The sequence below is a fragment of the Streptomyces himalayensis subsp. himalayensis genome (assembly GCF_013778455.1).
GTDB lineage: Bacteria > Actinomycetota > Actinomycetes > Streptomycetales > Streptomycetaceae > Streptomyces > Streptomyces himalayensis.
In genome coordinates this window covers 45501-65320 of sequence record NZ_JACEHE010000012.1, presented here as the reverse complement: position 1 = coordinate 65320, position 19820 = coordinate 45501, and the positions used below count along the sequence as shown (strand labels likewise).

General features: G+C 69.9%; 20 protein-coding genes. 10 read left to right on the top strand and 10 right to left on the bottom strand.

The window, feature by feature from the left end; genetic code table 11:
* Positions 1-5: 5 nt before the first annotated feature.
* The 8 genes from H1D24_RS20230 to H1D24_RS20195 form a co-directional block, all read right to left on the bottom strand.
* Positions 6-2000, bottom strand: coding sequence for an NADH-quinone oxidoreductase subunit 5 family protein (locus H1D24_RS20230; protein ID WP_181659049.1), 1995 nt, complete (start codon positions 1998-2000; stop codon positions 6-8).
* Complete coding sequence (gene nuoK / locus H1D24_RS20225; protein WP_181659048.1) at positions 1997-2389, bottom strand: NADH-quinone oxidoreductase subunit NuoK; 393 nt, start codon at positions 2387-2389, stop codon at positions 1997-1999. The genes H1D24_RS20230 and nuoK overlap by 4 nt, the downstream gene beginning before the upstream one ends.
* Positions 2389-3063, bottom strand: coding sequence for an NADH-quinone oxidoreductase subunit J family protein (locus H1D24_RS20220; RefSeq protein WP_181659047.1), 675 nt, complete (start codon positions 3061-3063; stop codon positions 2389-2391). The genes nuoK and H1D24_RS20220 overlap by 1 nt, the downstream gene beginning before the upstream one ends.
* Entirely contained in the window at positions 3060-3689 is a 630-nt protein-coding gene (locus tag H1D24_RS20215; RefSeq protein ID WP_181659192.1) for a NuoI/complex I 23 kDa subunit family protein, read from the bottom strand. Before H1D24_RS20215 ends, H1D24_RS20220 begins: the two co-directional genes overlap by 4 nt.
* An 83-nt stretch (positions 3690-3772) precedes the next feature.
* Positions 3773-4741 carry a complex I subunit 1/NuoH family protein gene (locus tag H1D24_RS20210; protein WP_181659046.1) on the bottom strand — a complete coding sequence of 323 codons (969 nt, stop codon included), beginning with the start codon at positions 4739-4741 and terminating at the stop codon, positions 3773-3775.
* The gene (locus H1D24_RS20205) at positions 4738-6312 is read right to left on the bottom strand and encodes an NADH-quinone oxidoreductase subunit C (protein WP_181659045.1); all 1575 of its coding nucleotides are present in this window, start codon (positions 6310-6312) and stop codon (positions 4738-4740) included. The genes H1D24_RS20210 and H1D24_RS20205 overlap by 4 nt, the downstream gene beginning before the upstream one ends.
* Positions 6309-7001 (bottom strand): NADH-quinone oxidoreductase subunit B, encoded by a 693-nt coding sequence (locus tag H1D24_RS20200; RefSeq protein ID WP_181659190.1) that lies wholly within the window; start codon positions 6999-7001, stop codon positions 6309-6311. Before H1D24_RS20200 ends, H1D24_RS20205 begins: the two co-directional genes overlap by 4 nt.
* A gap of 65 nt (positions 7002-7066) precedes the next feature.
* Entirely contained in the window at positions 7067-7531 is a 465-nt protein-coding gene (locus H1D24_RS20195) for an NADH-quinone oxidoreductase subunit A (protein ID WP_374064264.1), read from the bottom strand.
* Positions 7532-7797: 266 nt separating this feature from the next.
* Between H1D24_RS20195 and H1D24_RS20190 the strand changes: the two genes are divergently transcribed.
* The 5 genes from H1D24_RS20190 to H1D24_RS20170 all read left to right on the top strand — a co-directional run bounded on the left by H1D24_RS20190 (position 7798) and on the right by H1D24_RS20170 (position 14806).
* Positions 7798-9030: a sensor histidine kinase gene (locus H1D24_RS20190; protein WP_181659044.1), complete on the top strand. Its 1233-nt coding sequence runs from the start codon at positions 7798-7800 to the stop codon at positions 9028-9030.
* 187 nt (positions 9031-9217) lie between these two features.
* Positions 9218-10579 carry a sensor histidine kinase gene (locus H1D24_RS20185; RefSeq protein ID WP_181659043.1) on the top strand — a complete coding sequence of 454 codons (1362 nt, stop codon included), beginning with the start codon at positions 9218-9220 and terminating at the stop codon, positions 10577-10579.
* Positions 10580-10764: 185 nt separating this feature from the next.
* Positions 10765-11454 carry a response regulator transcription factor gene (locus H1D24_RS20180; RefSeq protein ID WP_220136973.1) on the top strand — a complete coding sequence of 230 codons (690 nt, stop codon included), beginning with the start codon at positions 10765-10767 and terminating at the stop codon, positions 11452-11454.
* Positions 11455-11790: 336 nt separating this feature from the next.
* Positions 11791-13740: a 2-oxoacid:acceptor oxidoreductase subunit alpha gene (locus tag H1D24_RS20175; protein ID WP_181659042.1), complete on the top strand. Its 1950-nt coding sequence runs from the start codon at positions 11791-11793 to the stop codon at positions 13738-13740.
* Complete coding sequence (locus H1D24_RS20170; protein ID WP_181659041.1) at positions 13733-14806, top strand: 2-oxoacid:ferredoxin oxidoreductase subunit beta; 1074 nt, start codon at positions 13733-13735, stop codon at positions 14804-14806. The genes H1D24_RS20175 and H1D24_RS20170 overlap by 8 nt, the downstream gene beginning before the upstream one ends.
* Before the next feature lie 90 nt (positions 14807-14896).
* Here H1D24_RS20170 and H1D24_RS20165 read toward each other — a convergent pair whose 3' ends face one another.
* Positions 14897-15298, bottom strand: a complete 402-nt coding sequence (locus H1D24_RS20165) for a winged helix-turn-helix transcriptional regulator (protein WP_181659040.1) — start codon at positions 15296-15298, stop codon at positions 14897-14899.
* 106 nt (positions 15299-15404) lie between these two features.
* On the opposite strand from H1D24_RS20165, the gene H1D24_RS20160 reads away from it, so the two are divergent.
* Both H1D24_RS20160 and rarD read left to right on the top strand, forming a co-directional pair.
* Positions 15405-16259: an SDR family oxidoreductase gene (locus H1D24_RS20160; RefSeq protein WP_181659039.1), complete on the top strand. Its 855-nt coding sequence runs from the start codon at positions 15405-15407 to the stop codon at positions 16257-16259.
* 137 nt (positions 16260-16396) lie between these two features.
* Entirely contained in the window at positions 16397-17362 is a 966-nt protein-coding gene (gene rarD / locus H1D24_RS20155) for an EamA family transporter RarD (RefSeq protein WP_181659038.1), read from the top strand.
* 50 nt (positions 17363-17412) lie between these two features.
* On the opposite strand, the gene H1D24_RS20150 is transcribed toward rarD, so the two are convergent.
* Positions 17413-17688, bottom strand: a complete 276-nt coding sequence (locus H1D24_RS20150) for a GntR family transcriptional regulator (protein WP_181659037.1) — start codon at positions 17686-17688, stop codon at positions 17413-17415.
* Positions 17689-17974: 286 nt separating this feature from the next.
* Between H1D24_RS20150 and H1D24_RS42515 the strand changes: the two genes are divergently transcribed.
* The 3 genes from H1D24_RS42515 (at position 17975) to H1D24_RS20135 (ending at position 19663) form a co-directional block, all read left to right on the top strand.
* Positions 17975-18121: a hypothetical protein gene (locus H1D24_RS42515; RefSeq protein WP_258564223.1), complete on the top strand. Its 147-nt coding sequence runs from the start codon at positions 17975-17977 to the stop codon at positions 18119-18121.
* On the top strand, positions 18118-18450 hold the full coding sequence (locus H1D24_RS20140; protein ID WP_181659035.1) for a hypothetical protein: 333 nt from the start codon (positions 18118-18120) through the stop codon (positions 18448-18450). Before H1D24_RS42515 ends, H1D24_RS20140 begins: the two co-directional genes overlap by 4 nt.
* 604 nt (positions 18451-19054) lie before the next feature.
* Positions 19055-19663: a serine hydrolase gene (locus tag H1D24_RS20135; RefSeq protein ID WP_181659034.1), complete on the top strand. Its 609-nt coding sequence runs from the start codon at positions 19055-19057 to the stop codon at positions 19661-19663.
* Positions 19664-19820 lie beyond the last annotated feature (157 nt).

The following is a 19820-nucleotide window of genomic DNA, read 5'->3' as shown; positions in this document are numbered from 1 at the left end:
GCTGCTCACGCTCCCCTGGTGGCGACGAGGACGGCGACGGCCGCCAGGACGGCCGAGCCGGCGAGCAGGACGCTGAGGTAGGTCTGCACGTTGCCGGTCTGGGCGCGGCGCACGGCCGTGCCGAGCCAGCGGGGGGCGGTGCCCGCACCGCGTACGTAGGTTTCGACGACCTCGCGGTCGAGGAAGCGGACCAGTTCTGCGGCGGCCCGCACGGGGCGTACGAACAGGGCAGTGTAGGCGGCGTCGAGATGGAAGCCGACGGCCGCGTGGCGGTGCAGCGGTCCGAGCAGCAGGCGACCGGGGTCGGCCGGGTCGGGGGCGTAGGCCACGTCTCCGTACGCGGGAGCGTGGCTCGCGATGGCCTCTGCTTCCACTACTCCGGCATCCGCCTCGGGGTGGGCCGCGACGGCGCCGAGCGGGACGCGAGCGGCCAGCGCGGTGGTGTGCCGCCAGGCGCCGTAGGTGACGAGTCCGCCGACCAGGGCCAGGCCTGTGCCGAGAACGGAGGTGGTGAGGGTCGGGGTGAGGTCGTGGCCGTCGAACCAGTCGGGCAGCAGGCCCATGGTGAGCCCGAAGGCGAGTGACGGCACGGCGAGCACCCACAGCACGGCGTTCATGACGACGGGCTGCCTGCCGTGGTCCGGAGCCTCGGCGCCGTGGCCCCGGAAGGCCAGCAGCCACAGCCGGGTGGCGTACGTGGCGGTGAGGAGGGCGGTGACGAGTCCGGAGACGAGGATGATCCAGCCCGCCGAGGCGGGGACGGCCGCGCCTTCACCGGCGGCGGCGTGCTCGGCGACCCCGAGCACGGCCTCCTTGGAGAAGAAGCCGGCGAAGGGCGGGATCGCGGCGAGCGCCAGGAGCGCCACGGTCATCGTCCAGTAGGCGTCGGGGACGCGGCTGCGCAGGTCGCGCATCCGGGACATGGCGGCCAGCGAGTTGGTGCCCGCGGCGTGGATGATCACGCCCGCGGCGAGGAACAGCAGCGCCTTGAAGGCGCCGTGCGAGAGGAGGTGGAACACGGCGGCACCGCGGTCCCCGACGGCCAGGGCGCCGGTCATGTAGCCGAGCTGTCCGATGGTCGAGTAGGCGAGGACGCGTTTGATGTCGTCCTGGGCGAGCGCGGCCAGCGCCGAGCCGGTCATCGTGACGGCGGCCATGACGGCGAGGACGACCAGGGCGGCCGCCGACGCGGTGAAGACGGGGAGGAGTCGGGCGATGAAGTAGACACCGGCGGCGACCATCGTCGCGGCGTGGATCAGCGCGGAGACGGGGGTGGGGCCGGCCATCGCGTCGGGGAGCCAGGTGTGCAGCGGGAACTGCGCGGACTTGCCCGCCACGCCGGCCAGGAGCAGCAGCGCGATCAGCGTCGGGTGGTCGAGCCCGCCGCTCGCGACGGCGCCGAGGACGGTCGTGATGCGGAACGACCCGGCATCGGCGGCGAGGGCGAACAGACCGAAGAGGAAGGGGACATCGCCGAGCTTGGTGACCAGGAAGGCCTTCAGGGATGCGGCACGCGCCTCGGGCGTCTCCCAGTAGTGGCCGACGAGGAAGTACGAGCAGATGCCCATGATCTCCCAGCCGACCAGCAGCACGATCAGGTCGCCGGAGTAGACGACGAGCAGCATCGCGGAGGTGAAGAGGGAGATGAGTGCCGCGTACGAGGGGTAGCGCGGGTCGTCGCGCAGATAGCCCGTGGAGTAGATCTGCACGCAGGACGCGACCACGCCGACGAGGACGGCGACGAGGACGGCGAAACCGTCCAGGTGCAGGGCGAGTTCGACGGGGACCGAGCCGGTGGGGGTGAGCTCGGTGGCCGCGTCGATTGCCTGGCCGCCGCCCTGGCGGAGGGCGACCAGCACCGCGAAGACCGTCGACAGCAGGGTGGGCAGGACCGCGAGGGGGCGTACGAAGCCGGGAGCGGTGCGGCCGAGTAGCAGGCCGGCCGCGGCACCCAGGAACGGAAGGAGAGGAACGAGTACGGCAAGGGTGGTCGTGGTCACGCGGCGGCCTCAGTCTTTTCTGCCATGGCGGGGGCGGCCGGTTCGGTGCCGTCGTCGCCGGGGCCGGGGCGCGTTTCGGCGGTGTCGCGGAGCTTGTCGATGTCCGAGGTGCCCCGAGCGCGGTACACGGCCAGCACGATCGCGAGGCCGATGCCGATCTCGGCGGCGGCGATGGCGATGGTGAAGAGGGTGAGCGCCTGACCGGAGTGCAGGGCGTCGCGGGCGGCCCGGCTGAGCCAGACATCGAAGGCAACGAGGTTGAGGTTGACGGCGTTGAGCATGAGCTCGACGGACATCAGCACCAGGATCGCGTTGCGGCGGGCCAGGACGCCGTACAGGCCGGTGCAGAAGAGGAGGACGGAGAGCACGGCGGGATAAGCGAGGTGCATCAGCGGACCCCTTCCTTGCCGGAGGCCGCCTGGTCCTTACCGGACGGCGCCGTGTCCTTGTCGGACGGCGCCTTGCCCTTGTCGGACGGCGCCTTGTTCGTTGAGCCCTGCGGGCGTTCGCCCTCGGCTGCGGCCTTGCGGGAGAGGACGATCGCGCCGACGAGGGCGGCCAGAAGCAGGACCGAGAGCGCCTCGAAAGGCAGCACCCAGCTCTGGAAGAGGCTCGCTCCGGTCACGGCGGTGGAGCCGCCGTCAGCCCCACCTGCCGCGCCGTCCAGGTCGATCCAGGTCGTACGGAAGGCATCGACGACAACCCAGACCAGGGCGGCGGCCGCGGCGACGGCCACGGTCAGCGCCGCCCACCGGTTGCCGGAGTCGGCGTCCGGGGAGCGGCCGATGGGCGCCCTGGTGAGCATCAGTCCGAACAGGAGGAGGACCACGACGGAACCGACATAGATGAGGACCTGTACCCAGGCGATGAACTCGGCCGTCAGCAGGAGGTACTCGACGGCGAGGCCGCCGAGCGCCACCACGAGCCACAGGGCGGCGTGCACCAGCTGTTTGGTGGTGACGGTTATGACCGCCGCGCCGAGCGTGACGATCCCGACCAGCAGGAAGGCGACCTCGACGCCGGTCGGGGAGAGGAAGCCGTGGCTGCTCGCTGCGAGGGTCACGCGGGTCCCTCCTGTCTGGGGGTTCCGGCGGTGCCGGAGGTGCCGGAGGTGCCGGAGGTGCTGGACGTGCCGGAGGTGCCGGAGGCGTCTGAGGTGTCGGGGGTGGCGGGGCCACCGGGAGCCTGGGGGGCGCCGGGCTCGGGAGCGCCTGGCTCCGCCTGCGCGGCGGCCAGCTTCTCCGCGGCCTTGCGGGCCCCGGCCAGTTCCTTGGGCTCCTCAGCTCCGGGATCGAGAGCGGGCGGGGCCGGGACCGTCCACATCCACTCGCGGAGCTTGTCGCGCTCATGGGTGAGGTCGCGGATGTCGGTCTCGGCGTACTCGAACTCCGGGGACCAGAACAGCGCGTCGAAAGGACACACCTCGATGCAGATACCGCAGTACATGCAGAGCGAGAAGTCGATGGCGAAGCGGTCGAGGACGTTGCGGCTGCGTTCGCGCCCGCCGGGCGTCGCGGCCGGGACCGTCTCCTTGTGGGAGTCGATGTAGATGCACCAGTCCGGGCACTCGCGTGCGCACAGCATGCAGACGGTGCAGTTCTCCTCGAACAGGCCGATGACACCGCGGGTGCGCGGCGGGAGCTCGGGCTGGACGTCCGGGTACTGCGCGGTGACGGACTTCCTCGTCATCGTGCGGAGGGTGACGGCCAGGCCCTTGGCGAGGCCGGCACCCGGAATGCGGGACCGCGTGGGCGGTAGGGACTCGGCCACGGTTACTGGATCACCACCTTGACGACGCCGGTGAGGGCGATCTGGGCGAGGGAGAGCGGGACGAGGAGGGTCCAGGAGAGCTTCTGGAGCTGGTCCTCGCGCAGCCGCGGGTAGGTCACGCGCAGCCAGATCACGATGAAGGCGAGCACGGCCGTCTTGAGGAAGGTCCAGACCCAGCCGAGCCCGTCGGCGCCCCACGGGCCGTGCCAGCCGCCCAGGAACAGGACGGTGGTGAGGCCGCAGAGGACGACGATGCCGGCGTACTCGGCGAGCAGGAACAGAGCGAAACGGAGGCCCGTGTACTCGGTGTAGGCACCGAAGATGATCTCCGAGTCGGCGACCGGCATGTCGAATGGCGGGCGCTGGAGTTCGGCGAGGCCCGCGACGAAGAAGACGATGGCGCCCACGATCTGCCAGGGCAGCCACCACCACTCGAAGGCGTTGACGATGCCCGGGAGCGAGACGGTGCCGGCCGCCATCGCCACCGAGGCGGCGGTGAGCAGCATCGGCAGCTCGTACGCGAGGAGCTGCGCGGCGGTGCGGAGACCGCCGAGGAGGGAGAACTTGTTGGCGGAGGCCCACCCGGCCATGAGCGAGCCGAGTACGCCGACGCCCATGACGGCGAGTACGAAGAAGATGCCCGCGTCGACGATCTGGCCGACGGCGCTCTCGCTCGGACCGATCGGGATGGCGACCAGGACGAGGAGGTAGGGGAGGAGGGCGACGGCGGGAGCAAGCTGGAAGATACGGCGGTCGGCGCCGGCCGGTACGACGTCTTCCTTCTGCGCGAACTTCACACCGTCGGCGACCAGCTGGGCCCAGCCGTGGAAACCACCTGCGTACATGGGGCCGAGGCGGCCCTGCATGTGCGCCATCACCTTGTGCTCGGTCTGCCCGATGATCAGGGGCAGCGTGAGGAAGACGACGAAGACGACGAGGAGTCGCAGGGCGACGTCCAGCGCGTCGTTCACTGCGGGCCTCCTGGGTTGTCGGTCGGGGCGTTTGGGGACTGAGGGTTCTCGGCGGGCTCGTCGCGGGCCTGCAGCTTCTCGGCGGGCTCGTCTCGGGACTGCGGCTTCTCCGCAGGCTTGTCCGGGGACTTGGGGTTCTGGCTCGGGCCGGGTGAGCCGGTGTTCTCGTTGGGCTCGGCGCCCTCCGATGCCGACGGCTCCGGTGCCGGGGGCTCGTGCTCCACTGCCGGGGGCTCCGCTGGCAGGGGCTCCGAGGCCGAGCGCTCCGCTGCCGGGCGCTCCGAAGCTGTGGCCCCGGGCTCCGACTCGTTGAAGGCCGGTCGTGCATGGTGCCAGGGGGCGTCGGCGCTACGGGGAGGACGGGACGTCCCCCCGCGCGTGGGGGCGTCAGCAGGGGAGGGCGCACCGGGTGCTTCCGCGGGTACGGACGTGGTCGGGCTCTCCGGGGCACCAGTGGTCTCGGCCGCTGCCGCGGCGGCCTGCGCTCCCCCAGCCCTCGCAGCCTCCGCAGCCTCCGCGCGTTGACTCGCCGAACCCTGGCTCGCGCTCCGCGACCGCCGCGGCGTCGCCACCCCCGCCGACCCAGCCGCCGACTCCGCACCGGCAGCCGGGGATGCCGCGGCCTCCGCGCCCTCAGCCCCCGCGCCCTCCCGCGCAGCCGCAGCCCGCTGGCTCGCCGAACCCTGGCTCGCGCTCCGCGACCGCCGCGGCGTCGCCACCCCCGCCGACCCAGCCGCCGACTCCGCACCGGCAGCCGGGGACGCCGCACCGGCAGCCGGGGATGCCGTTCCCGCAGCCGGGGATGCCGCGCCCGCAGCCGCCGCTCCCGCGCCCGCCTGGCCGGCAGCGCCCGCGCCCGCCTGGCCAGCGCCGCCGGCGCCCGCCTCGCCGGCGGCCCCCGCCCCCGCCTGGCTCGCCGACCCCTCGCTCGCCGTACGAGTACGGCGAACCGGGCGGTCGCCCACGGCGCGGGCCGCGCCGCGCGCCGGACGGGCCGGGGCCGCGGGAAGCTGGCCCTTCAACGGGCCCCACTCGTTGGGGTCGGGCACGCCGGGCGGCAGCATCTGGCGGCGCTTGGGGCCGCCGTGCTCCGACTCCCCCGGCTCCTTGGCGCCCGGCCAGGCCTTGGCCACCCGCGCCGCGAGGACGAAGTCCTTGCGCAGCGGGTGCCCTTCGAAACCATCCGGGAGAAGGAGAGGTGCCAGCCCCGGGTGGCCCTCGAAAGTCACGCCGAACATCTCGTGGGTCTCGCGTTCATGCCAAGCCGCGCCCGCGTAGACGCCGACCGCGGACGGCAGTACGGGCGCGTCGTGTGGAACGGTCGTTCGGACGAGGAGGCGGCGTACCGGCGCCAGCGCCACCACGTGTGCGGAGACGCGGAAGCCCGTACCCGGCTCGTCCACGGCGCTCAGCCAGTCGAAATAGGTGCAGCCCAGCACCGAACGCGCGGTCTCGAGGGCCGTCGTCCAGGAGGACGAGGGCACGTCGACGGTCAGCACGTCGTACGACTCCTCGGCTGTCGCGTCCGCACCGAAGAGTTCCTCGACGGGAGCGGTGAGCCAACCGGTCACTCGGACGCCTCCCCCGGAACAGACGGCGGAACGACTGACGACTGAGCAGACGACTTAGCAGACGGCTGAACAGGCGGCTGCACCAGTCCGCTCTGCAGCGCCGCGGCCGAAGGCCGCCCCGCACCGGCCCTCGCACCGGCCCCCTCACCCGAGCCGTACCGCTCCCCCAGCGACTCCCGCGCGATCTTCTCCTGGAGCTTGAGGATGCCCTGGAGCAGCGCCTCCGGACGCGGCGGGCACCCGGGCACGTACACGTCCACCGGGATGATCTGGTCGACGCCCTTCGTCACGGAGTACGAGTCCCAGTACGGGCCGCCGCAGTTGCTGCACGCCCCGAACGAGATGACGTACTTCGGCTCGGGCATCTGCTCGTAGAGCCGCTTCACGGCCGGGGCCATCTTGTCCGTCACGGTCCCGGACACGACCATCAGGTCCGCCTGGCGCGGGCCGGGCGCGAACGGGATCACGCCGAGCCGGATGAAGTCGTGCCGGGCCATGGACGCGGCGATGAACTCGATCGCGCAGCAGGCGAGCCCGAAGTTGAAGACCCACAGGCTGTAGCGGCGACCCCAGTTGAGGATCACCTTCATCGGCTCGGGGGCGAGCCGTGCCAGCGCCCCCAGCCGCTTCGGCTCGGGAAGCAGCGCGGGCTCGGGAAGCAGCACGGGCTCGGGCCCGGTCGTGTCCATGTTCCGGGTCGCGTCCACGTTCCCGGTCGCATCCACGTTCCGGGGCGCGTCCGCGTCGCGCTGGGTCACGCCCATGTCAGGACGCCCTTCTTGTATGCGTACAGCAGGCCTACGGCGAGGAAGCCGAGGAAGATGAACATCTCCACCAGCGTCGTCGCTCCGTAACCGGGCGCGGCGAACACCGTTGCCCAGGGGAAAAGGAAGATCGAGTCCACGGCGAAGATCACGTAGAGGAAGGCGTACACGTAGTAGCGGACCTGGGTGTGCGCCCAGCCCTCACCGACCGGGTCGACACCGCATTCGTACGTCAGCAGCTTCTCGGGCGTGGGGACGACGGGTCGCAGCAGCCGTCCGGCGCCGAAGGCGACGGCGACGAAGAGCACGCCGATGACGGCGAGGAGCCCGACGACGGAGTACGCCTCGAAATAGTCGGCTGCATAGTCGGCTGCGAGGTCGCCCACGGCGACGTGAACCCCCGCGACGTCGCCCGCAGCGACGTGGCCTGCCGCGAGAACGGTCGGTTCCGGCACGTCCGCCCCTCGTTCCCTCATTGCGCCCGGTGCCGGGCGGCTTGGTTTCGCCCGGTGACGGGCGTTTCGTTGCGCCCCGTGGTGGGCCGTGTTCGACGATCTGTACGCACGGGAGTCTAGGGCCTGCTAAAGAAACGGTAAGCGGCCCGTCATGCGTGCAGTCGGCGGATCCCCCGCGGCGGCCCGCACGAGGTGGGGTTATCCCCAGTTAACCGCGGCGGAGGTCCTCATGGCGCAATGGCGCACAACCGGGCACGCTGGCGGCCATGACCGCAGGGACCAGCACCAGTACCGCCGCCGCAGCCGCCCCGGATGACGGCGCCGAGCGCAGCGAGGAGCGGCTGCCGCCCGCCCGCTTCGCCTTCGACCGGCAGACGTGGAAGGAGATCGCGCATCTCCTCGCCAACCTGCCGGTGTCGCTGCTGGGCTTCACGTACGTGATGACGGTCCTCTTCACCGGGGCCTGGCTGACCGTGACGGTGATCGGTTTTCCGCTGCTCGCGGCCGGGCTGATGGGGGCGCGGCAGCTCGGCAAGCTGGAGCGGGCGCGGGCCAGGGCGCTGCTCGGGGTGCGGGTTGACGAGCCCAGCCCGCTCCCGCTGCGCGGGCGCGGCGGCTTCTTAGCACAGCTGTGGCTGGCCCTGAAGGACCCGGTGGGCTGGCGCACGGTCCTCTACGAGTTCATACGGCTGCCGTGGGGCGTGCTGACCTTCACGGTCACGTTTGCGTCGCTGTTCGTCCTGTGGCCGGTCCTGCCGTTCATCGCGCGCGGGCTCACCAACGCCGACCGGGCCATGGTGCGCGGGCTGCTGTCGCCCTCCGACGAGCTGGAGCGGCGGATCGCCGAGCTGGAGTCGGACCGGGGGGTCGTGGTCGACACGGCCGCGGCCGACCTGCGCCGTATCGAGCGCGATCTGCACGACGGTGCGCAGGCCCGCCTGGTGAACCTCGCCATGGGTCTCGGTCTCGCCAAGGAGAAGCTCCTGGAGGACCCCGACGCGGCGGCGGCGATGGTCGAGGAGGCGCACGGCGAGGTGAAGCTCGCCCTGCAGGAGCTGCGCGATCTGGCGCGCGGCATCCACCCGGCCGTCCTCACCGACCGCGGCCTCGACGCGGCCCTCTCCTCGGTTGCGTCGCGATGCACCGTGCCGGTGCAGGTGACCGCCGACCTGGACGAGCGCCCGGCGGCCGCCATCGAGGGCATCGCGTACTTCACGGTCTCCGAGCTGCTGCAGAACGTCAGCAAGCACAGCGGTGCGCGCTCCACGTCCGTGGACGTGTGGCGCGCGGACCAGCGGCTGCTGATCCAGGTACGGGACGACGGGCGCGGCGGTGCGCACCTGGAGGGCGGTACGGGGATGGCGGGGCTCGCCGAGCGGCTCGGCGCGGTCGACGGGCTCTTCGTGATCGACTCCCCCGCGGGCGGGCCGACGACGATCACGGCCGAACTGCCCTGGCGGGACCGGACGGACGACGACTGGGCACCCAAGAGGCCTTGAGGTTCGGCACCGAAGAAGCCTTGAGGTTCGGTGCCCAAGAAGCCTTGAGGTAGGGAAAACCCCCGCCCCAAGACGCCGACCCGCTCCATGGTTCGCGGGCTCAGCCGGCAGCACTGTTGACGTACGACGACAGCCACCTGAGCAGCCATGTGGCGGGACACCGAGCAGAAACGGACGGGCGACAGCGATGGCCACGGAGTACGGACAGGGGTACGGGCGGCTCGACCGGCCCGGGTTCGGCGGGGCGGGCGACGAGGAACCGGCGCGGCGGCACCTTCTGCCGGCCGGGCTGCGCGCGCCGTTCGAGGGACGCACCTGGCGCGAGTTCGGCTATCTGATGCTGAGCCTGCCGGTCAGCATCCTGATGTTCACCTTCGCCGTCACGATGCTGTCGCTCGGCGCGGGCCTGCTGATCACCTTCCTCGGCATCCCCGTGCTCGCCGCGGCACTGGCGGGCTGCCGCGGCCTCGGCGCGCTGGAGCGGACCCGGGCCAGGGCGCTGCTGCGCCTCGACGTGGCGGACCCGGAGCCGGTACGGCCGGTGAAGCGCACCCCGCTGTCCTGGGGGATCGGGCTCATGAGGAGCGGCACCTCCTGGCGGCATGTCGTGTACGCGATCGTGCACTTCCCGTGGGCCGTGTTCGCCTTCTCGGTGGCGGTGTCCTTCTGGACGTACGGCTGGGCGATGCTGACGTACCCGCTGTGGCAGTGGGTCTTCCCGGTGTACGTGGGCGTCGGCGGCCTCCAGCTCTACGGCGACGGCACCCACAACGTCTATCTGGACAACCCGTTCGAGATCACCGTGACGGCGGCGGTCGGGCTGCTGATCACGCTGGCCACGCCGTGGATCCTGCGGGCCCTGACCACCGTGGACCGGCTGCTGGTGTCGGGTCTGCTCGGGCCGTCGCGGCTGGCCACGCGGGTGGTGGAGCTCGAGTCGGACCGCGGGGCCGTGGTCGACACGGCGGCGGCCGACCTCCGCCGCATCGAGCGCGATCTGCACGACGGCGCGCAGGCCCGCCTGGTGAACCTCGCCATGGATCTGGGGCTCGCCAAGGAGAAGCTGGCGGAGGACCCTCAGGCCGCGGCCCGCATGGTGGACGAGGCGCACGGCGAGGTGAAGACGGCGCTTCAGGAGCTGCGCGATCTGGCGCGCGGCATCCACCCGGCCGTCCTCACCGACCGCGGCCTCGACGCGGCCCTGTCCTCGGTGGCCTCCCGCTGCACGGTCCCGGTGCAGGTCGACGTGGACCTGCCGTCCCGCCCGGCACCCGCGATCGAGGGCATCGCCTACTTCACGGTCTCCGAGCTGCTGCAGAACATCAGCAAGCACACGCAGGCGACCCGGGCCACCGTCGACGTATGGCGCGTCGAGAACCGCCTGCTGCTGCAGGTCACGGACAACGGCACGGGCGGCGCTGACGTGACCAAGGGCTCCGGCCTGGCGGGACTCGCCGAGCGACTGGACGCCGTCGACGGCATCCTCGTCGTCGACTCACCGCCGGGCGGCCCGACCCGCGTGACGGCCGAGCTGCCCTGGCGCGGCTGAGCCTCCCGCCCCGCCCGCAGGGCAGACCGCACCGGAGTCAGACCCCCGATTCCCGTGCCTCAGGCCCTGTACATCCCGAATGCTGGAATGCTGGTCCCTGGTCGTACGGCCCCACGAGGTCGTACGACCAGAGTCGTACCAGCGGAGCCGAGCAGGGACCGCGCCAGGGCGAGCCGGGAGAGGCTATGGGGGGCCGAGGAATCGTGGAGGACAGGGTGCGGGTGGTCATCGCCGAGGATTCAGTGCTGCTCAGGGAGGGCCTGACCCGGTTGCTGACCGACCGCGGGCACGAGGTCGTCGCGGGCGTGGGCGACGCGGAAGCGCTGATCAAGACCATCACCGATCTCGCCGCGGAGGGCTCGCTGCCCGACGTGGTGGTCGCCGATGTGCGGATGCCGCCGACGCACACGGACGAGGGCGTACGGGCCGCGGTGCAGCTGCGCAAGCTCCACCCGGGACTCGGCGTGCTGGTGCTGTCGCAGTACGTGGAGGAGCGGTACGCGACGGAGCTGCTCGCGGGCTCCAGCCGCGGCGTCGGTTATCTGCTGAAGGACCGGGTGGCAGAGGTGCGCGAGTTCGTGGACGCCGTGGTGCGGGTGGCCGAGGGCGGTACGGCGCTCGACCCGGAGGTCGTGGCGCAGCTGCTGGGCCGCAGCCGCAAACAGGACGTGCTCGCCGGACTCACACCGCGTGAGCGGGAGGTCCTGGGCCTGATGGCCGAGGGGCGGACGAACTCGGCGATCGCCAGGCAGCTCGTGGTCAGCGACGGCGCGGTCGAGAAGCACGTCAGCAATATCTTCCTGAAGCTCGGTCTCTCCCAGAGTGACGGGGATCACCGGCGTGTACTGGCGGTTCTTACCTATCTGAACTCGTAGCGAACTGACACTCTGTCAAATGTCAGTCACGGCATGCGACGGGGCGAAAAGCAAGGCGTATGCCAGGCAAAAGCAAGGCGCACGCGACCCACAGCAAGGCACCGGCAAGGCGCACCAGGCGTGAGCCCTAGAACCAAAGGATGAGCGGTCGTCGTCGCCTAAGGGAAGGGTCAGGGGCCAGCAGAACATGCCAAACCAGGACATCGGATCATCTCAAAAGTGCGTCCACCATGCGAACGGTCCAGGGAAGGACACCCTTACCGACGTAGGGTGGGCTATGGGGAGGCCGGTCGGCCGGCCGCCTCGTAAGAGCCGCCTCGAGGGAGGTCCAGTTCAGTGACCAGCCAGGTCAGTAGCCCAGCCGAGCAGGCCGACGGGACCGTCGTCGGCGGGCAGCGCACGCCGCTGTCCGAGGCGGGGGCGACGGGCGACAAGGAAGTACGCCGTCTCGACCGCGTGATCATCCGCTTCGCGGGCGACTCGGGCGACGGTATGCAGCTCACCGGCGACCGCTTCACCTCGGAGACGGCATCCTTCGGCAACGACCTCTCGACGCTGCCGAACTTCCCCGCCGAGATCCGCGCCCCCGCAGGCACCCTGCCGGGTGTGTCGTCGTTCCAGCTGCACTTCGCCGACCACGACATCCTCACGCCGGGCGACGCGCCCAACGTGCTGGTGGCGATGAACCCTGCCGCGCTGAAGGCGAACATCGGGGATGTGCCGCGCGGCGCGGAGATCATCGTCAACACGGACGAGTTCACCAAGCGCGCGATGCAGAAGGTCGGCTACGAGACGTCCCCGCTGGAGGACGGCTCGCTGGACGGCTACAGCGTGCACCCGGTGCCGCTGACGACGCTGACGGTGGAGGCGCTGAAGGAGTTCGATCTTTCGCGCAAGGACGCAGGGCGAAGCAAGAACATGTTCGCCCTGGGCCTGCTGAGCTGGATGTACCACCGCCCGACCGAGGGCACCGAGAAGTTCCTGCGGTCCAAGTTCGCCAAGAAGCCGGACATCGCCGAGGCGAACATCGCCGCGTTCCGCGCGGGCTGGAACTTCGGCGAGACGACCGAGGACTTCGCGGTCTCCTACGAGGTCGCCCCGGCCACGAAGGCCTTCCCGACCGGCACGTACCGCAACATCTCCGGGAACCTGGCGCTGTCCTACGGGCTGGTCGCCGCGTCTCGTCAGGCGGACCTGCCGCTGTACCTCGGTTCGTACCCGATCACGCCGGCATCGGACATCCTGCACGAGCTGAGCAAGCACAAGAACTTCGGCGTGCGCACCTTCCAGGCCGAGGACGAGATCGCGGGCATCGGTGCCGCGCTGGGTGCGGCCTTCGGCGGTTCGCTGGCGGTGACCACGACGTCCGGTCCGGGTGTGGCGCTGAAGTCGGAGACGATCGGTCTGGCGGTCTCGCTCGAGCTGCCGCTGCTGATCGTCGACATCCAGCGCGGCGGCCCGAGCACCGGTCTGCCGACCAAGACCGAGCAGGCGGACCTGCTGCAGGCGATGTACGGCCGCAACGGCGAGGCGCCGGTCCCGGTGGTCGCCCCCCAGACCCCGGCCGACTGCTTCGACGCGGCCCTGGAGGCGGCCCGGATCGCGCTGACCTACCGCACGCCGGTGTTCCTGCTCTCCGACGGCTATCTGGCCAACGGCTCCGAGCCCTGGCGCATCCCGGAGCTCGACGAGCTGCCCGACCTGCAGGTCCAGTTCGCGCAGGGCCCGAACCACACGCTGGACGACGGCACCGAGGCCTTCTGGCCGTACAAGCGCGACCCGCAGACCCTGGCCCGTCCGTGGGCGGTGCCGGGCACGCCGGGCCTGGAGCACCGCATCGGCGGCATCGAGAAGCAGGACGGCACGGGCAACATCTCGTACGACCCGGCCAACCACGACTTCATGGTCCGCACCCGCCAGGCCAAGATCGACGGCATCGAGGTGCCCGACATCGAGGTCGACGACCCGACCGGGGACGCAAAGCTGCTGGTCCTGGGCTGGGGTTCGACGTACGGGCCGATCACGGCCGCCGTGCGCCGGCTGCGCAAGGCGGGCGAGAGCATCGCCCAGGCCCATCTGCGCCACCTCAACCCGTTCCCGGGGAATCTGGGCGAGGTCCTGAAGCGTTACGACAAGGTGGTGATCCCCGAGATGAACCTCGGTCAGCTCGCCACCCTGATCCGGGCGAAGTACCTGGTCGACGCCCACTCGCACAACCAGGTCAACGGAATGCCGTTCAAGGCGGAGCAGCTCGCCACGGCTCTCAAGGAGGCCATCGATGCCTGAGACCACCACCGGAGGGACCATCGAAGCGCTTTCGCTGGTGCCGAAGGCCGAGGCCAAGCAGTCCATGAAGGACTTCAAGTCCGATCAGGAAGTGCGCTGGTGCCCCGGTTGCGGTGACTACGCGATCCTCGCCGCCGTGCAGGGCTTCATGCCCGAGCTCGGCCTGGCGAAGGAGAACATCGTCTTCGTCTCGGGCATCGGCTGTTCCTCGCGCTTCCCGTACTACATGAACACGTACGGGATGCACTCCATCCACGGCCGCGCCCCGGCCATCGCCACCGGCCTCGCCTCATCCCGCCGCGACCTGTCGGTGTGGGTGGTCACGGGTGACGGCGACGCGCTGTCCATCGGCGGAAACCACCTGATCCACGCGCTGCGCCGCAACGTCAACCTCAAGATCCTGCTGTTCAACAACCGGATCTATGGCCTGACCAAGGGCCAGTACTCGCCCACCTCCGAGGTCGGCAAGATCACCAAGTCGACGCCGATGGGCTCGCTTGACGCGCCCTTCAACCCGGTGTCGCTGGCGATCGGCGCGGAGGCATCGTTCGTGGCGCGCACGGTGGACTCCGACCGCCAGCACCTCACGAGCGTGCTGCGCGAGGCGGCCGCCCACCCGGGCACGGCGCTGGTGGAGATCTACCAGAACTGCAACATCTTCAACGACGGCGCCTTCGACGCCCTCAAGGACAAGCAGCAGGCCGAGGAGGCGGTGATCCGCCTGGAGCACGGGCAGCAGATCCGCTTCGGCCGCGACAACGCCAAGGGTGTCGTACGGGACGCGGCCACCGGCGATCTGAAGGTCGTCGCGGTCACGCCCGAGAACGAGTCGCAGATCCTGGTCCACGACGCGCACTCCGCCTCGCCGACGACGGCGTTCGCGCTGTCCCGGCTCGCCGACCCGGACACCCTGCACAACACCCCGATCGGCGTCTTCCGGTCCGTGGACCGGCCGGTCTACGACACGCAGATGGCCGAACAGCTGGACACCGCCATCGAGCAGAACGGCAAGGGCGACCTGAGCGCGCTGTTCGCCGGCGGCGACACCTGGACGGTGGTCGGCTGACCGCCGGCACCCAGGCCACACAAGGCATGAGGCCCGGACCCGAAGCCCTGACGCTTCAGGTCCGGGCCTCTCCGTGTCGTACGCCCGGCTTCAGGCCCGCGCCTCGTCGTATGCCTGGCGGGCCTTCGTCACGTCGTCCATCCGCTCGTGCGTCCACAGGGCCAGTGCCCGGACCTGCTCGGCGGCCTCGCGGCCCAGGTCGGTGAGGGAGTAGTCGACGCGCGGGGGAATGACCGGCTTCGCGTCCCGGTGGACGAGGCCGTCGCGTTCCAGCGTCTGCAGGGTCTGCGTGAGCATCTTCTCGCTGACGCGGCCGATGGCGCGACGCAGCTCACTGAAGCGGTACGAGCGCTCGAGGAGCTCGATCAGAACGAGAACGCCCCAGCGGCTGGTGACGTGCTCCAGGACGAGGCGGTACGGGCACATCGCCTCGGCGCCGAGGTCCCACTTGCCGGCTGTCGTCTTGCTGCCTGCTGCATCGCTTACGGCCATGCCAGTACCTTACTTCAAAGTGGGTACTTTCGAAGAGTTAGTGCATCTCCTAGGGTGAGTGTCAGATCGAAAGAGTCGCATACCGCACTTACAGGAGTTGTCAGTCATGAGCATCATCGTCACCGGAGCCACCGGACACCTCGGCCGTTTCGTCATCGAGGGGCTGCTGGAGAAGGTCCCGGCCGACCAGATCACCGCCGTCGTCCGCAGCGAGGAGAAGGGTGCCGGCTTCGCGGCCCGTGGCGTGAAGATCGCGATCGCCGACTACAACGCCCCCGAGACCTTCGACGGGCTCTTCTCCGCCGGGGACAAGGTGCTGCTCATCTCGGGCAACGAGTTCGACAAGGGCCGCGTCGGCCAGCACAAGGTCGTCCTCGACGCCGCCAAGGCGGCCGGCGTCGCGCTCTTCGCGTACACCAGCGCCTCCGGCAGCCTGACGGCCGCACTGGCCGACGACCACCGGGGCACCGAGCAGGCGATCCTCGACTCCGGTGTGCCGTATGTCCTGCTGCGCAACGGTTGGTACAACGAGAACTACACCGAGCAGCTCGCCCCCGTCCTTGAGCACAACGCAGTGGTCGCCGCCGCCGGTGAGGGCAAGGTCGCCTCCGCCGCGCGCGCGGACTACGCGGCCGCCGCCGTCGCCGTGCTGACCGGCGAGGGCCACGAGAACAAGACGTACGAGCTGAGCGGCGACACCGCGTGGAGCTTCGCCGAGTACGCCGCCGAGCTGAGCAAGCAGACCGGCAAGGAGATCGTCTACAACGCCGTTCCCGCCGAGGCCCTTGTCGGCATCCTGACCGGCGCCGGACTGCCCGAGCCCCTCGCCGCGATCCTGGCGGGCGTCGACACGTCCATCGAGAAGGGCGAGCTGGCCGTCACCAGCGGCGACCTGTCCCGGCTGACCGGCCGCCCGACCACGCCGATCGCGGACGCGATCGCCGCCGCGCTCAAGGGCTGAGCCCCCGGCCCCCGGGCCCCACGACCCCGCCTCCTCGGGGACTCCCCGCCTGTCATGACCGTATTGCGATACGGGCATGACAGGCGGGGTTTTCGGCGTTACCTTCGTGGAGTTGCCGTGCCTGGAGGAGGGGTCCCGTGAAGCCGAAGAGTGAGCAGCGGATAGGTCTGCTGAACGGCTTCGCGGCATACGGCGCCTGGGGGCTCGTCCCTCTCTTCTGGCCCCTCCTCAAGCCCGCAGCGGCCGGCGAGATCCTCGCGCACCGCATGGTGTGGTCGCTCGGCGTCGTGGGCGTCGCGCTGCTGGTGATGCGGCGCTGGGCCTGGGCCGGCGAGCTGATCCGGCAGCCGCGCAAACTGGGGCTCATCGCGGTCGCCGCGACCGTCATCACCGTCAACTGGGGCGTCTACATCTGGGCCGTGAACGCCGGCCACGTCGTCGAGACCTCACTCGGCTACTTCATCAATCCGCTGGTCACCATCGCCATGGGCGTCCTACTGCTGAAGGAGCGTCTGCGGCCCGTCCAATGGGCCGCCGTCGGCATCGCCTTCGCGGCGGTCGTGGTGCTCACGGTCGGCTACGGCCGGCCGCCGTGGATCTCGCTCGTGCTCGCCTTCTCGTTCGCGACGTACGGCCTGGTGAAGAAGAAGGTCAACCTCGGCGGACTCGAGTCGCTGGCCGCCGAGACCGCGATCCAGTTCCTGCCCGCGCTCGCCTATCTGCTGTGGCTCGGCTCGCAGGGCCGGTCCACGTTCGGTGCCGAGGGCGCGGGGCACGCGGCGCTCCTTGCGGCCACGGGCATCGTGACGGCCGCTCCCCTGGTGTGCTTCGGTGCGGCGGCGATCCGGGTGCCGCTGTCCACGCTGGGGCTGCTGCAGTATCTGGCGCCGGTCTTCCAGTTCCTGCTGGGCATCTTCTACTTCCACGAGGCCATGCCGCCCGAGCGGTGGGCGGGCTTCGCCCTGGTGTGGCTGGCACTCGCCATGCTGACCTGGGATGCGCTGCGGACCACCCACAGGTCACGGGTGGAGGCGGAGGCGCTGCGTGGCGCGACTTCGCCGCGCACCGCGGAATCGGCTCCGGCGCGGGAGCGGACGGCCTGACGGCCGCCGCGCCGCGCGCCGACGCTCCCCGTCGCCGGGCTGACCAGCGGCTACGAGTCCTCTGAGCGCCCCTCAGAGGACAGCGTCACGTAGGTCCCACGCTGGGGCACGGTGAACACAAGCCCCTCATCGACGAGCACGGCGATGGCGCGACGCACCGTTGACCGGGCCAGCCCGTATTGCTGTACGAGCTGCGTTTCCGACGCGATCGCCCTCCCCGGCGCCCAGTCCCCGCGCTGAATGCGCGCACGCAAGATCTCAGCAAGCTGCCGGTACGGCGTCAGTGGAGCGCCGTGATCAATCTCCGCATCAGGATCAATGGCCATAGCTCGAAAGCTAGGTGTACTCCTTCGAGTCGGCACTTTGAGATACGTCTAGATACGTATCGATACAAGTCGCTACCATGCACCTACGGAAAGACCCCGGCGGGTGCGGGAACACCCCCGGGGCATGGCCGACACGAACGGAGCGTGCCGACGAATGCGAACCCTACTCGAATGGATCCTGACCCTCTTCCTCCCCGCCCGAGGCAAGCACCGTGCTGCGCCCACACAGCCAGCCCAACACGTCCCCCACGCGCTTCCCACACTCCGATCCGTACGTCCCGCTGACGTGATCAACGCTGACGGCCTGCCGCTCGTCCGGCCCTACCTGGTCCACCTTGAACGCCATGAGGAAAGGCAGCGCCAGAGGGAGCGGCGACGGGCTCTTGTGCTGGCCACGATGGGCCAGGACTACATCCCGGCGGTGTCGGCATGATCAACCATCTGCGACGGCTTCCCTGGGGCGCCGAGAACGGCGGACACGCGTACGTGACGCCCGGGGACGGCATCGTCAACGGCATCGCCGACGCCATGGAAGAAGGCATGCTGCTCACTGCGCAGGAGGACGCGGAGCGAGCAACAGCGCTGGCAGCGGACCCCTACGCCTCCCTCGCCGAACTCCGCGTCGCTGTCCGGTACTTGGCTCACGCCGTAGCCGATGCCGTGAAGGTCGCAGAACTGCGCGGGGAACGACTGCCAATGACCAGCGATTCCGCAAGGACGTTGAGCAAGGCGCTGAGAGCCAGCCTGCGGCGCCAGCCGTAAGCCCTCTGAAACAGCAGGAGTCCCACACTCCCGGCCACTGAAGCGAGAAATGTGGGGCTCCGCCATCCACGTTTCAAGCGACGAGAGAAGATCTACGGATGCCGCCACCCGTATACCCGGCGCCTCGCCGCATCAACCTGGATCCGGCAGGAAATTAGGTCTCTAGTCCAGTTTCCTCGTCTCACCCTCACTCGACTCTCATGATCGCCCAGTTTCCACGCCTGCGGGTTTCAGTTTACGCGGAACCTCCTGGGGGTTCCGTGGTGTCGAACTCAACCGCGGGGCCTCCGTTGAAATCGGTCGGACAGTGGGCGAGCCAGCCCGTATACACACCGGCGCTCTTTGCCCATTCGGCCGCTTGCGGAGCTAATTGGTGTGGCGCAGCTACGGCCTTCGGCCCATGCACATTCCGGAGAAGCTGCCCCCACCACCAGCAATGGAACCCCGCAGCTTCGAAGAAAACTTCCGGGTCCACCAGCTTGAACCGAATGTTCATCTCGGCTCGCTCAAAGAACCACAAGATGCGATATAAATCAGCGAACGGCGCATCCATGCCGGTAACTGCCGGGTCGAAAAGCCCTCCGGCTTTGAAATCGGGCCGCCCTTGGCGGCACTTCAACACCTGACGCAAGACAGCCTGCCCGTCGACGACCTGGCGGTCCTCGTGGCAAGCGTGAGCGACAACTTGGCTACCAACGTGCTCCTGGAACGAATCGGCCTGGACCAGGTCAAGCAGCTCGCCAAAGACTTGGGGCTCACTAACACCGCGCTCCTCGACCGTGTCCGGGACCAACGAGGGTCGGAGCATCCTCCGGGCCTGTCGATTGGATCCGCCGGCGAACTGTCACAGTTCATGAGCCTGGTGAGCCGACGGGAGCTCCTCTCTCCTGGCACGTCGGACAGGATGAGCCGATGGTTGGCCACGGATACCGATCTTTCGATGGTTGCGTCAGCGTTCGGGCTCGACCCGCTGTCGCATGTCGAGAGCGACCGCGGACTCCTCCTGCGCAACAAGACCGGCACGGACGCTGGCGTGCGTGCGGATGTGGGGTTCGTCGACGGGCCGGAGGGGAGCTTCGCCTACGCGGTTGTGGCCAACTGGCCCGAGAACGGCCGGGACCCGCGCGACCTCGTGCTGACCGCCATGCGACGGATCGGCGAAGGCCTGAGCGATGCGGTTTCCGGCAGCAGCGGCTTTGGTGTGACGCGGTGAGTCACGGTCACCAGCACGGGCTGCGCGAGGTATTTCCATGGTCTTGGACGTGCAGGTAGCGGGCCGCTCAAAGGGCGTGTCTAGCGGGTCCTCAAAGTTGTGTGGTGGAGCCATCGCGGGATTGGCAGATCCGGGCCACTCGCGACCTCGGTAAGGC